This window comes from Mediterraneibacter hominis, from assembly GCF_014287475.1.
Taxonomy (GTDB): domain Bacteria; phylum Bacillota; class Clostridia; order Lachnospirales; family Lachnospiraceae; genus Mediterraneibacter; species Mediterraneibacter hominis.
In genome coordinates this window covers 598443-611338 of sequence record NZ_JACOPF010000002.1, presented here as the reverse complement: position 1 = coordinate 611338, position 12896 = coordinate 598443, and the positions used below count along the sequence as shown (strand labels likewise).

At 44.8% G+C, this 12896-nt stretch carries 15 protein-coding genes; 1 reads left to right on the top strand and 14 read right to left on the bottom strand.

Annotated elements, in window-relative coordinates; all coding sequences use genetic code 11:
- Positions 1–36: 36 nt before the first annotated feature.
- The 11 genes from H8S37_RS12375 to H8S37_RS17655 form a co-directional block, all read right to left on the bottom strand.
- Positions 37–1410, bottom strand: coding sequence for a V-type ATP synthase subunit B (locus H8S37_RS12375; RefSeq protein WP_186876368.1), 1374 nt, complete (start codon positions 1408–1410; stop codon positions 37–39).
- On the bottom strand, positions 1411–3177 hold the full coding sequence (locus tag H8S37_RS12370; protein WP_186876367.1) for a V-type ATP synthase subunit A: 1767 nt from the start codon (positions 3175–3177) through the stop codon (positions 1411–1413).
- A 35-nt stretch (positions 3178–3212) separates the two neighbouring features.
- Positions 3213–3533, bottom strand: coding sequence for a V-type ATP synthase subunit F (locus tag H8S37_RS12365; RefSeq protein ID WP_186876366.1), 321 nt, complete (start codon positions 3531–3533; stop codon positions 3213–3215).
- Positions 3526–4497: a V0D/AC39 family V-type ATPase subunit gene (locus tag H8S37_RS12360; RefSeq protein ID WP_186876365.1), complete on the bottom strand. Its 972-nt coding sequence runs from the start codon at positions 4495–4497 to the stop codon at positions 3526–3528. Before H8S37_RS12360 ends, H8S37_RS12365 begins: the two co-directional genes overlap by 8 nt.
- Before the next feature lie 59 nt (positions 4498–4556).
- Complete coding sequence (locus H8S37_RS12355; RefSeq protein WP_186876364.1) at positions 4557–5150, bottom strand: V-type ATP synthase subunit E; 594 nt, start codon at positions 5148–5150, stop codon at positions 4557–4559.
- Positions 5151–5191: 41 nt separating this feature from the next.
- The gene (locus H8S37_RS12350; RefSeq protein ID WP_186876363.1) at positions 5192–5680 is read right to left on the bottom strand and encodes a V-type ATP synthase subunit K; all 489 of its coding nucleotides are present in this window, start codon (positions 5678–5680) and stop codon (positions 5192–5194) included.
- The gene (locus H8S37_RS12345) at positions 5677–7698 is read right to left on the bottom strand and encodes a V-type ATP synthase subunit I (protein ID WP_186876362.1); all 2022 of its coding nucleotides are present in this window, start codon (positions 7696–7698) and stop codon (positions 5677–5679) included. Before H8S37_RS12345 ends, H8S37_RS12350 begins: the two co-directional genes overlap by 4 nt.
- A 21-nt stretch (positions 7699–7719) precedes the next feature.
- Complete coding sequence (locus H8S37_RS12340) at positions 7720–8034, bottom strand: ATPase (protein WP_186876361.1); 315 nt, start codon at positions 8032–8034, stop codon at positions 7720–7722.
- Between the two features lie 445 nt (positions 8035–8479).
- The gene (locus tag H8S37_RS12335; RefSeq protein ID WP_186876360.1) at positions 8480–8767 is read right to left on the bottom strand and encodes a hypothetical protein; all 288 of its coding nucleotides are present in this window, start codon (positions 8765–8767) and stop codon (positions 8480–8482) included.
- On the bottom strand, positions 8745–9809 hold the full coding sequence (locus H8S37_RS12330; protein WP_334298558.1) for a leucine-rich repeat domain-containing protein: 1065 nt from the start codon (positions 9807–9809) through the stop codon (positions 8745–8747). Before H8S37_RS12330 ends, H8S37_RS12335 begins: the two co-directional genes overlap by 23 nt.
- Positions 9781–9873 carry a hypothetical protein gene (locus tag H8S37_RS17655; RefSeq protein ID WP_334298555.1) on the bottom strand — a complete coding sequence of 31 codons (93 nt, stop codon included), beginning with the start codon at positions 9871–9873 and terminating at the stop codon, positions 9781–9783. Before H8S37_RS17655 ends, H8S37_RS12330 begins: the two co-directional genes overlap by 29 nt.
- A gap of 445 nt (positions 9874–10318) precedes the next feature.
- Here H8S37_RS17655 and H8S37_RS12320 point away from each other — a divergent pair, with 445 nt between their 5' ends.
- On the top strand, positions 10319–10672 hold the full coding sequence (locus H8S37_RS12320; protein WP_186876358.1) for an MmcQ/YjbR family DNA-binding protein: 354 nt from the start codon (positions 10319–10321) through the stop codon (positions 10670–10672).
- Between the two features lie 39 nt (positions 10673–10711).
- Here H8S37_RS12320 and H8S37_RS12315 read toward each other — a convergent pair whose 3' ends face one another.
- From H8S37_RS12315 to H8S37_RS12305, 3 genes are read right to left on the bottom strand one after another with little or no spacing between them, the layout of a single operon-like run.
- Positions 10712–11206: a tRNA (cytidine(34)-2'-O)-methyltransferase gene (locus H8S37_RS12315; RefSeq protein WP_186876357.1), complete on the bottom strand. Its 495-nt coding sequence runs from the start codon at positions 11204–11206 to the stop codon at positions 10712–10714.
- A 19-nt stretch (positions 11207–11225) separates the two neighbouring features.
- Positions 11226–12395 (bottom strand): aminotransferase class I/II-fold pyridoxal phosphate-dependent enzyme, encoded by a 1170-nt coding sequence (locus H8S37_RS12310; RefSeq protein WP_186876356.1) that lies wholly within the window; start codon positions 12393–12395, stop codon positions 11226–11228.
- Positions 12395–12892, bottom strand: coding sequence for an Lrp/AsnC family transcriptional regulator (locus H8S37_RS12305; protein WP_186876355.1), 498 nt, complete (start codon positions 12890–12892; stop codon positions 12395–12397). Before H8S37_RS12305 ends, H8S37_RS12310 begins: the two co-directional genes overlap by 1 nt.
- Positions 12893–12896: the final 4 nt, after the last annotated feature.

Here is a 12896-nt window from a genome sequence, read left to right as displayed (position 1 = left end):
ACGCTCACCTCCTTGTATGCTGTATTCTGGTGCGTTTTACTGTTTATCGTAAAATGCATCCAGGAATTTATCGTCGATACGCTTTAGTTCTGTCCGCGGAAGCATACGAAGCAGCTCCCAGCCTATGTCTAAGGTCTCTTCAATACTGCGGTCTGCCGTGTACCCTTGAGATACATATTTTTCTTCAAACGCATCTGCAAACTTTGCATACATCAGATCGATTTCTGTCAGCGCGGCCTCTCCTAAGATAACCATCAGCTCTTTGGCGTCTTTTCCACGCGCGTACGCGGCAAACAGCTGATTCATTGTATTGGAATGATCGGCACGTGTCTTTCCTTCTCCGATTCCCTTGTCCTTTAGACGGGACAGTGACGGAAGCACATCGATCGGCGGTGCGATTCCCTTTCTGTAAAGGTCGCGGCTTAAGATAATCTGCCCTTCTGTAATATATCCTGTCAAATCAGGGATTGGATGTGTCTTATCGTCCTCCGGCATAGTAAGAATCGGAATCATTGTGATGCTTCCCTTCTTCCCTCTCTGCCGTCCTGCTCTCTCATAGATAGAGGCAAGGTCTGTGTACATATATCCCGGATATCCGCGGCGTCCTGGAACCTCTTTACGTGCTGCGGATACTTCGCGCAGTGCGTCTGCATAGTTTGTAATATCTGTCAGAATAACAAGTACATGCATCTCTTTTTCAAAGGCAAGATACTCCGCCGCCGTCAACGCCATCTTCGGCGTCGCGATACGCTCGATCGCCGGATCGTTTGCCAGGTTTACAAACAATACCGTCCTGTCAATCGCTCCTGTCTCCTTGAAGCTTTCGATAAAATAATTCGATTCCTCGAAAGTGATTCCCATTGCGGCAAATACAACGGCAAAGTTCTCATCATTTCCCAGCACTTTTGCCTGTCTCGCAATCTGCGCTGCAAGCTGTGCGTGCGGCAGACCAGATGCAGAGAAAATAGGAAGCTTCTGTCCGCGGACAAGTGTATTTAATCCGTCGATTGCAGAAACACCTGTCTGAATAAACTCCTCTGGGTAGCTGCGCGCTGCCGGATTCATTGGCAGTCCATTGATGTCCATACGCGCGTCCGGCAAAATATCCGGCCCGTCATCAATCGGACGTCCCAGACCGTCAAAGACGCGTCCCAGCATATCCTCTGACACCCCCAGCTCCATGCTGCGCCCAAGAAAACGTACTTTACTGTTTGACAAATTGATTCCTGTTGAGCTTTCAAAGAGCTGTACCAATGCGTCACTTCCGTTGATTTCCAATACTTTACAGCGGCGTGTCTCTCCGCTTGCCAGTTCAATCTCTCCCAGCTCATCATATGTGACATTTTCTACGCCCCGCACCAGCATAAGCGGGCCGGCTACTTCCTGTATGGTTCTATACTCTTTTGGCATTTAGCGGTCCTCCTTTACCAGTGCATTCGCAATCTCTACACTTAATTCTTCATCTACTTTTTTATATTCTGTATCCAGAGCATCTTCTGTCACGTATTTAAAACGTCCTATCTGCTCTCTTGCCGGCATTGCGATAAGCTTCTCAAGAGAAGCTCCCTCCGCCAGCGCTTCCACTGCTCTGTCATAGAAGGCAGTTACCAGATTCATCATCATATACTGTTTCTTCAATGAAGTATAGGTATCAATCTCATGGAAAGAATTCTGGTGCAGGAAGTCTTCACGAATAGAGCGCGCTGCTTCCATTTTCAGTCTGTCGCCCGGAGAAAGAGCGTCCATACCAACCATCTTTACAATTTCCTCCAGCTCCGCTTCCTCCTGCAAAAGCGTCATCATCTTTTGCCGGTTCTTCATCCAGCCTTCTGCCACGTTTGCATTGAACCATTTCTCCATGTCATCCAGATACAAAGAATAACTATTCAGCCAGTTAATCGCAGGGAAATGTCTCTTATATGCAAGATTGGAGTCTAATCCCCAGAATACCTTTACAATACGCAGCGTCGCCTGAGAAACCGGCTCCGAAATATCTCCTCCCGGCGGAGAAACAGCCCCAATTACAGAAAGCGCTCCCTCTCTGCCTTCTCTTCCAAGTGAAATGACATGTCCTGCCCTTTCATAAAACTGTGCCAGACGGCTTCCTAAATAAGCCGGATAGCCCTCCTCACCTGGCATTTCTTCCAGACGTCCGGACATCTCACGCAGGGCTTCCGCCCATCTGGAGGTAGAGTCTGCCATCAGCGCGACAGAATACCCCATATCACGGAAATACTCCGCGATTGTAATTCCTGTATAAATAGACGCCTCACGAGCCGCAACGGGCATATCTGATGTATTGGCAATCAGAACTGTCCTCTGCATAAGAGACTGTCCTGTTTTTGGATCCTTTAGCTCTGGAAATTCATTCAGAACGTCTGTCATCTCATTTCCGCGCTCTCCACATCCGATATAGACAACAATGTCTGCCTCCGCCCATTTCGCAAGCTGATGCTGGATAACTGTTTTTCCACTTCCGAATGGGCCTGGAACTGCTGCCACACCGCCTTTCGCGATTGGGAAAAAGGTATCTACCACGCGTTGTCCTGTAATCAACGGCATCTCTGGCGGAAGCTTTTTCTTGTAAGGGCGTCCGCGCCGAACCGGCCATCTCTGCATAAGTGTCAGTTCTTTCTCTCCGTCTTTGGTCTCAACGACAGCTACCGTCTCTTCTACCGTAAACTCTCCGGCTTTGATCTCTTTAATTGTTCCCTCAATACCATAAGGAACCATAATTTTTTGCTGTACAACGATGGTTTCCTGTACGGTGCCGATAACATCGCCGGCTTCCACCGTATCTCCTGCCTGTACAACAGGTACAAACTCCCATTTCCGATCTCTTTTCAATGAGGGGACTTCTACACCCCTTTTTAAGCTGTTTCCTGAAATCTTCATAATGTCGTCCAGAGGACGCTGGATTCCGTCATAGATACTGGTAATCAGCCCTGGCCCCAGTTCTACGGACATTGGCACCTCCATAGATTCTACCGGTTCTCCCGGTCCTAAGCCAGAAGTCTCCTCATATACCTGAATGGAAGCCTCGTCGCCGTGTATCTCTATGATTTCGCCAATCAGTCTTTGATTACTGACACGAACCACGTCAAACATATTCGCGTCGCGCATCCCCTCTGCAATAACAAGAGGCCCTGCGACTTTTTTAATTGTGCCTGTACTCATTGGGCTTTTGCCTCCTTCATTCAATTCTTCCTAATTTACTCGTTACCGAACAAAATGTCCGATCCGACCGCCTGTTCTACGGTCTTTTTTACTCCTTCCACCCCGGCGCCGGTATTGCCCGACACGCCCGGTATCTGGATGATCGCAGGCATAACCTGCTCCTGATATTTTTCTATTTCTTCTTTCAGTCCGGCTGCCGCCGCCTCGGTAATATAGATAATTCCATACTTTCCTGACGCGAGCTGGCTTAATTTTTCCTTCGCTTCTTCCCGGTTCTTAACAGGACATATGCTAAGACCCAGTGTCGCAAAGCCGTAAATGCTGTCATAATCGCCGATTACCGCAATCTTATACATACATCTCCCTTATCCTTTCCCGGATTGCCTCTTCTGGAAAATCATTTTGTTTTCCCGTCAGTATAATCCGAACTGTCTTTATTTCATTTTCCCTGGCAATCAGATATGCTGCCAAAGGCCCCACAGAAAATGCCTCGTATTTCTGGGATTTCATTGTTTCTATCATACGGTTGTCACACCAGCGCTCAAATGCTGACGGAGATTCCTCTAATGCCAGCGCGCCTTCTGCATATGCCGTGCCTGCCAGATAATCTCGTATCGCGTCCATGCCGCTAAGTGCGGCTTTCATAAGCTGTTCTACACTGATACTGTCACACGGTGCAAGGGCACGCCGCATAAATTCCGCGCTTTTCCCTGTTTTCTGTGCACGTACTGCGATTTTTATATCTGAAATTGCGACTGTAGCATCCGCATACTGATGGATAATCTGGTCGGCAGCATTCTTTCCTGCCTCGTAAATTGCGTCCAGCGCCGCTCTGTCTACAATGACGTCACATAGCTGTCCATCCCGCGTATGAAGCAAGGTATCATAGGCTTCCCGCGCCGTCTGTGCCATCTGCCCTGGAAGCCGGTCAAATTCCTTATTCTCTACAATATGGAGCATCTCGCTTCCGGGAATTTTGCAGTCTTCATAAAAGATATTTTCGTTTCTCGCTTCTGTACATACTTCCTTGATCGCTGCTTTTAAATTATGATACAGCTTTGGATATGAAAATACATCAAACACATTCATATCCGGCGCTACGTCGGCAATCACTTCCCAGGTCTTTTCCTCCTCCCGCTTCAGCATAGAAACCGCATCCAGCTCTCCGCCTGCGTCTCCCCAGCCTTTTTCACTTAAAAACTGCAGACACTGCTCGAAAGTCGCGCAGGATAAAAGCTGTTCGATGGAAGCTCCGGTAAGCAGTGAGACTTCTAAAGCACGTATGCGCGCAACCGCGTAAGTATATTCCAAATCTTTCAAGACTAATCCTCCTTATCCGCTTTACGCCGTGTACAAAAACACTGCGCTTAGGTTACGCTTTATGCAAATAATAAGCTGTGCACCTTATCAGACAATTCCTCTCTTTTCGCTTCAAATAATGCCTTGATTGTGCAGTTTTCTTCGATTCCACCATACACCAGAATAAAACCGCCGTCTATCTGCCTCGGCTCTTTGGAAACAGTAAGCGCTCCGCCTTTTAAAACGGCAGTCTGACGAATCTTCTGTTCAAATCCTTCCGGCATTCTCTCCAAATCTTCCTTTGAAAAATAAATCTCACCCTCCTGCGCCAGTGTATATTTGTCCAACAGTTTTTCTACCATCTCAAAATAACTCTGTGCGTCCAGGCTCTGGATTCTTTCATATGCCTTTTGAAGCACTTCCTGGATGACTTCCTGTTTTGCTTTTAACACCGCCTTCTTTCTGTACATATCACAGGAAGAAGCAGAGCGTTCCAGGAAACTTTCCACATCTGCTTTCGATTTTTCCAGAATTTTCTCAGCCTCGGCATTCGCGTCTTCCTTGGCCTTATTTTGTATTTCTGCCGCTTGTTCTTCTGCCTTCTTTATTTCTGTTTCCACTGAGTGGCGCGCCTCATCCAATATCTGGCTTTTCATTTTTTCTAATCCACTCATATTCATGCTCTCCTTTTTTCGTTCCTTTTCCATCCGTCTTTTTACTGAATCTTAATTCCACTTACTGCAAGGAAAGAAATCAGAAGCGCCAGAATCGCATATGTCTCTACCATTGCAGGAAACAGCATTGCCTTACCGAACTGATCCGGTTTCTTCGCTACAATGCCGATAGAGGCCGCAGCCGTCTTTCCCTGTGCGATCCCAGACAGCAGACCTACAATGCCGATTGGCAGGCATGCCGCCAAAATCAAAAGTCCTGTTTTGACATCGATCTGCGCAATATCTCCACCTAAGATTCCAATATTGGACAATGTGATAAATCCAACTAAAAGCCCGTAAAGTCCCTGTGTACCCGGAAGAAGCTGAATGATCAGCACCTTTGCAAATTTGCTTGGGTCCTCTGTGACAACGCCTGCCGCCGCCTGTCCCGCGATTCCAACTCCAATCGCAGAGCCAGCCCCTGCAAACAGCACTGCCACTGCTGCGCCGAGCAGCGCGTATACGATTCCTAATTCACTCATAATACTCATGTTAAAGTCTCCTCCTTTATATCTGTATATTTTGTATTTGTTTTAAATGGATTAAACGGTCTGCCCCCGCCTTCGTAGAATTTTCCGAAGAATTCTACAAATTGCAGACGGTTTGTGTGCACATATGCACCGAGTAAATTAATTGCGAGGTTCAGTAAATGTCCGACAATAAAGATCACAACAAAACCGATAATTCCAAAAATATTGTTCGGCATCATGCTTCCCATCTGATTGATGACAGATGCGATAACGCCTGTCGCCAGTCCCAAGGCAAGCAGACGTGAATAAGAAAGTGCGTCGCTTAACCACCCTGTGACATTATACAAATCATATGCTCCCAGCGCGATACGGACCCCCGGATTTTTGCTGGAACGCCCTGACATCAGAACAATTCCCACTGCTCCGGCTATTGCCAGGACCTTCGCGAGCGTATTCACTGCTGCCGGAAATACAATCTGTGTCTGTGCGATAGATGCAAAAATATCACTTGGCAGAAGCATCAAAATCAATCCTGTCAAAAGCATGAACCAAAGCACGACGTCACAGAAGAAATCCATAACTTTTCCGTCCCGAAGGCACATATAGCCTTTGATACCCAAGCCCACAAACAAATGAATCACTCCAAACAGCATAGAGTATACCAAAAGCTTCATCGGATCGTTTAACGGTACAAACCACAACGCTGGAACCGTCACAGTATGCCCAAAGAATTTTTCCGATACAATATCCACAATATTCCCGAAGTACCCCCCGAAAAGGATTCCCCAGACAAGGGTAGAAATACCGCAGTACATGAATAGTCTTAAAGATTTTTTCATCCCTGCTCCCATACGCGGAAAACGTTTCAATACAATAAAACATGCAGCCGCTACAATCGCGCCGTATGCCGCGTCTGAAAGCATCATTCCAAAGAAAAATACATAGAAAAATGACATAATCGTCGTCGGATCGATTTCTCCTTTATGTGGCAGGCCATAGGACTCCACAATCCCTTCCACACTTGCAGAAAATGGATTATTCTTTAAAAGAATCGGCATTTCTTCCCCTTCTTTTAAATCTTCCACGTCTACCACACAGTCATAATTTACACTCAAAAACTGTTCCACTTCCTGTGCGTTTTGCTTAGGCACATAACCGCTTATCACAAACGTCCTTCCTGTCTGTGGAATCTGTCCCAAAACTTCGTATTTTTCAGCACGCACTCTGTAATAATCACTGAGAATTTTCAGCTTCTCTCTTACCGCAGCCTCTCCTTTAATTTCCTTCTCAATCTCGGAAATCCGGCCTTTTATTTCTCTTATCTGATTTTCCAGATATACCTTTTCTTTTGCCGGCTGGTTTTCCCATACCTGCGCAGGTTTTGCAAAGCCTGCGCTCCTAAGCGCTTCTTCCACTTCCCGTACATCCGTTTTCATACAAAGTACAGCGAGATATACTGTATCCGGCTCCGATGCGATTATCTGAACATCTGCTCCTTCTATCTTAGACGCTTTTTCTGCCAGAATACGGAAAATATCTTCCACCCCTGCCGGTCCCGGCATAGTTCCAAGCAGCAGAGCCGTCTTTTTCGTTCCGGCCAGGTTCATAGGAACATCCAGGGCAAGCCATGGCTTTAGACTTTCAATCTGATTTTCAAGCTTTAGAATATTTGCTTTTAACTCTGCCTTCTCTTTATCCAGAGCATACAGTCTGTTCGCAGTTTTCAAAAGTTCTTCCTTCTGGTCAGTCACCTTCTGATATACTGCCTTTTCTACCAGAGCTTTTCCCTCTAATGCGGACAACATAGATTTTTTCACAGGTGCATAAGACTCTAAAATATCCAGCGCCTGATCTGCCGCGGCAGCCGCCTTTTCAAAGCTCATTCTCGCATTCATGGTATCCATCTTCTGAAAATCCTTATCTTCTTCTAAAGACAGGCTTATCTCCATGATACCCATACTCTGTAATTTTTCCAGAATCGGCTTACGGTCTTTTTTTAACGCGCAGATACTGATTCGCTGCATCTGCAATACCGACATAATTTTATCCCTCCTTTTCTTCTATGATGAAACTAACTGTGAAATTATGAGACGCATTGCTTCTTCCTGCTTTTTGGATGCCGCCTGCTTTAGCGCCAGCACTTCTTCATCTACACTTTTCTTCGCGTTTTCATGTGCTTTTTCCGCGTCATCCTGTGCTTTTTCAAGCGCGGCCAAAGCTTCGTTTTGCGCGCGTTTGATTTTCTCTTCTCTTAGCTGTAAGGCATTCTCCTGGGCTTCTTTAAGTATACTCTGGCTTTTTTGACCTGCCTCTCTTATCATTTCTTCTGCCTGCCTTTCTGTCTCGCGGATTGCCTGAATGGTCTCTTCCACCATACTCGATTCACCACCTTCCCTGTTCTTTATTTTCATTCGTCAAATAATCTGTAAAAATATCCTCCCTGAGCGCTTCCAATAAATTCCACTTGCCACGCCCATATTTTCCGCGTTTATGCGGCAGCACGCATGTAAAATACCACGTGCCTACACTATTATAAACGAATATAAACGCCCCTTACAGAGCGTTGTAACTATTATACAATAAATAGTCGGAATGTTCAAAACATATTTATAAACACAGCTAATTTTCTTTAATAAGATTCGTACTATTCCAATAAGTATCTCACATTTTCTTATTTTCATCCTGTTTACCTACAAAATTCCCCTTAAGATAGATAAACAATCCACATCTACTTAAGGGGAATTCTTACAAATTCTGCTAAAAGTTTTTCAATTATTTTATTGCTGTACTTTTCTCTTTTTCTATAGATAACTATGCCAATCAGGGCAACTCCAGCAGTCGCAGCCACACAGCCCCAGAGGAAAAGACTGCTGTCGTCTCCTGTCGAGGGGACGGCACTGCTGTTTGTCTTGTCATTTTGACAGTAGATTCTGCAGAGCCGAAAGCAGGGATTTCTACCGCTGCTTTTTTATAACCACATATGGTACATTCTTCATGTTTTAAACCTGCTTTCGTTTCTTCTGCCTCTTTATCTATTATCCACTTGAACGTATGTCCCTTTGCCGGAATAACCTGTACTTTTGCATCACTGTACGTTTTTTCCTTCAAATAAAACACTGGCGGTATAAACAGTCTCTCCCTTCTTTGTACAGTCCGCAGGTGTAGTCTGGCTGGTAATCTCAGCAATTACTTCTTCTTCGTGGCCTGCGCCTCCTGTGCAAGAAAATACGGCCGTTGCTTTACTATAATCGTCTTCCCAGTTCCATACCGGAGTATTCCATATATGTATATGATTTGGATTTAGCTGCTCGCATATAGAACAATATGCCTGGGAATTTTCCTCTCCATAATAATGGAAATGTTTCTCTTCGTCTTTATACTCATCTGGAACAGCAGAAATCTTCATGCCGCAAATTGTTTCCGGCGTTTTTTCCAGTGGAGTTTCCATTACCGAATCAATCGTAACTGTTTTCCCATCCAAATTCACGGAATACGCAGCTTTAGTCTTAATTCCTTCCAATGCATAGTAGGGAAGCTCTACGGAAGACGGATAATATGCAACCGCCTCCGAACTTTTATAGAGCACTCCCATGCCCAAAGACGTTACTGTACTTGGGAACTCCACTTTCTGAAGATACGGCGCACTACTGAACACATAATTACCAATAGTAGTAATTCCGTTCGCCAGTGTTACATTTTTCAGAACGGAGCACGACCTGAAATCGTTGTTGCCAATTATCACATTTCCCGACAGAATTTCCACGCTCTCCAAACCGCCGCACACACGGAATGCCCCGTCCAACTGCAGGTTTTCTTTTCTTCCTGCTTCTACAGTCACGCTCTTTATTGCTTCTGTACGTGCAAATGCCTTATAACCGACATACATTACATTTTTCGGTATCGTTATATGAATCTCTGCCCCTGATGTATTTCCGAGCCCAACAAATCCATTCTTCCCGATTACTGTAATGTTAGACGGAAGCGTTAATTCTGTCACCTTGTTCAAATATCCAAAAGCACCTTCTGAAATTTCCGTTATACCGCTTGGAATATGAATTGCTTCCAATGCTTCACAGCGCCAAAATGCATTTTTTCCAATGTACGTCACACTGTCTGGAATATCAAGTTCCTCCACATAATAGCAATATATAAAAAGAACGTGCTTTGCACATTCCTTCATATCCATTGCGGTCAATATCTTTGAGTAACTGCAAAATACGTTTAAGGGTTTTTCTGTCTTGCTTTGTCCAATACTCAAAATCTTCCTATGCTTCATCTGTCCACACTTTAATCATATAAATTTACCTCGTGTACAGTGCCGCCGGTGGCTTCCGTTTGCGCAATAGATTTTCATCTGAATAGAACGGGTCTATAGTGACTTCAAAAGGTATTCTTTTTTCACGTGTCATTTTTTTGCAAGCATAGTAATTGCTGTTGTCATGGATAAGCCTAAATTATTGCATACGGTATCAAACTCTTTTTTTAAGTATCGTCCATTCGTACACTTACTGTAGTTTGTGCCATATTATACACACACCTTCCTTTTATTTATTGTTCACCAGATAACAAAATGGTATAATAGCAGCAATAAGAGCTGATTTATAATCCAAAGCAGGAATATTTCTTTCTTTGACAGGATAACTACAGGAGATATAAAAAATGAACAAAATAGAATTAAAAGAATATATCGCTGAGGCTTACCATATCTATCCTGATTTTCCTTGGGCAAAGTATCCCGATTACATGGTTTTCCGCCATACCCGCAACAAAAAATGGTTTGCGTTATGTATGACTGTGCCTAAAGAAAAGCTGGGCCTGCCTGGTATGGAGTATCTGGAGCTTTTGAATGTAAAATGTGACCCTGTCACGCTTGGTTCTTTTCGGGAAAAGCCAGGCATTTATCCGGCCTATCATATGAATAAGGCGCATTGGATTTCTGTCGCATTAGATGGAACTGTCAGCGCCGAAACGGTAAAACTGCTTCTTGATATAAGTTTTAAATTAACTGTTTGATAAAAGAAAAAAGAAGCCCTGTTAGGGACTTCTCTTCTTTTACTCCCAGCTTAACCTATGTAAATGGCCTGTAACCTCCAGACCTGCAAATTTCTGCTGCCTAAGCGCCTCATACAAAATAACTGCAACCGAATTTCCGAGGTTCAGCGAGCGAATGTCTCCTGCCATTGGAATCCGCACGCAGTTTTCTTTATATTCTACAAGTATTTCCTCCGGAATCCCCGCGCTTTCTTTCCCGAACATGATATAGCAGTCTGGTTCATACCTTACTTCCGTATATACCTTCGGCGCTTTGGTCGTTGCCATATAGATTTTCGCGCCTGGATTTTGCCTTTTAAAATCTTCGAAATCAATATATGTTCTGACGTCCAAATCTTTCCAATAATCCATTCCGGCACGTTTTAATGCCTTCTCATTCAACTTAAATCCGAATGGCTCTATCAGATGCAGGCGCGTATTTGTCGCTACACAGGTACGTCCAATATTTCCGGTATTTGCCGGTATCTCCGGTTCGAGCAGTACAATGTTTAGCATATGGTATTTCCTTTCTGTCCTATCTTTCGTTGCGCAAGCGCTGAATAAAATGCCCAAGCCTGCCCAGTGCTTCTTTTAGATCTTCCAGAGAATATGCATAAGAAATCCGAAGGAAGCCTTCTCCACATTCGCCGAAAGCCGTCCCTGGCACAACCGCCACCTTTTCTTCCTTGAGGAGGCGGGTCGCAAATTCTTCGGAAGTCATGCCGAATTCCTTGATACTCGGAAATACATAGAACGCGCCGAACGGCTCGAAACACTCCAGACCCATTCTGGCAAATTCATGCATAAGAAAGCGCCTTCTCTGGTTGTATGCCTTGCGCATTTCTTCTACCTCATTCTCGCAGTTCCTTAAGCCTTCTACCGCCGCATACTGACTGGTTGTAGGGGCACACATAATTGCAAACTGATGCAGCTTTGTCATCTGTTCAATGATCGCCGCCGGGCCACAGCAATATCCCAGCCTCCATCCAGTCATAGCAAAGCCTTTGGAAAATCCATTGATTACAATTGTTCTCTCCCGCATACCAGGCAGGCTCGCGATCGAAACATGCTCCCCCTTGTAGCTGAGTTCTGAATAGATTTCATCCGACATTACATACAGATCGTGCTCTTTTACAAACTGCGCGATCGGCTCTAAATCTTCCCACGTCATAATCGAGCCGGTGGGATTGTTTGGAAATGGCATAACCAGCACTTTTGTCTTTTCCGTCGTATATTTTTCCAGATCTTCCACTGTCAGTTTAAATTCATTTCCATACTGGAGGGGGATAATCACCGGCACCCCGTCCGCCATAATGGTACATGGCAGATAGGACACATAACTAGGCTGCGGAATCAAAACCTCGTCCCCCGGATCCAGCATACAGCGAAGCCCAATGTCTATCGCCTCGCTTCCGCCGACCGTTACAAGCGTTTCTGTCTTAGAATGATAAGACACATGGATTTTCCGTTCCAGATAACGGCAAATCTCCTCTCTTAATTCCTGAAGCCCCGCATTGGACGTATAAAATGTCCGCCCTCTTTCCAGCGAAAAAATGCCCTCTTCTCGTATTCTCCACGGTGTATCGAAATCCGGCTCACCTACCCCCAGTGAGATCGCATCTTCCATTTCATTTGCCACATCGAAAAACTTCCGGATTCCAGAAGGCTGAATATCAATAATTTTTTTTGATAATGGTGTCCGCATTATGGTGTCACCTTCATTCTCTCAGATTCTTTTTTCGGCCCCATAATGGTTCCGTAATCTTTATATTTCTTTAATATGAAGTATGTGGCAGTACTGATGACTTCATCTATAGTAGAAAGCTTCTCCGAAACAAAGCGGGATACTTCTTTGAGTGTCTTTCCTTCCAAAGTAACAAGCAGATCATAGCCTCCGGAAATCAGATATACGGAAAATACTTCCGGATATTTATAAATCCGTTCTGCAATCCTGTCAAATCCTCTGTCTCTCTGCGGTGTTACACGTACTTCTATCAGGGCCGTTACTTTTTCCACTCCGGCCTTATCCCAATCAACCAATGTATGGTATCCGCAGATAATTTTTTCCTGTTCCATATTGGACATAGCATTTGCAATATCCACTTCCGATACGCCAAGCAGTACCGCAAGTTCTCCCAAATCTACCCGACTGTTCTTTTCCAGGTACTTTAATATTTCCAGTCTCAAATCATTCTGATTCATGTCA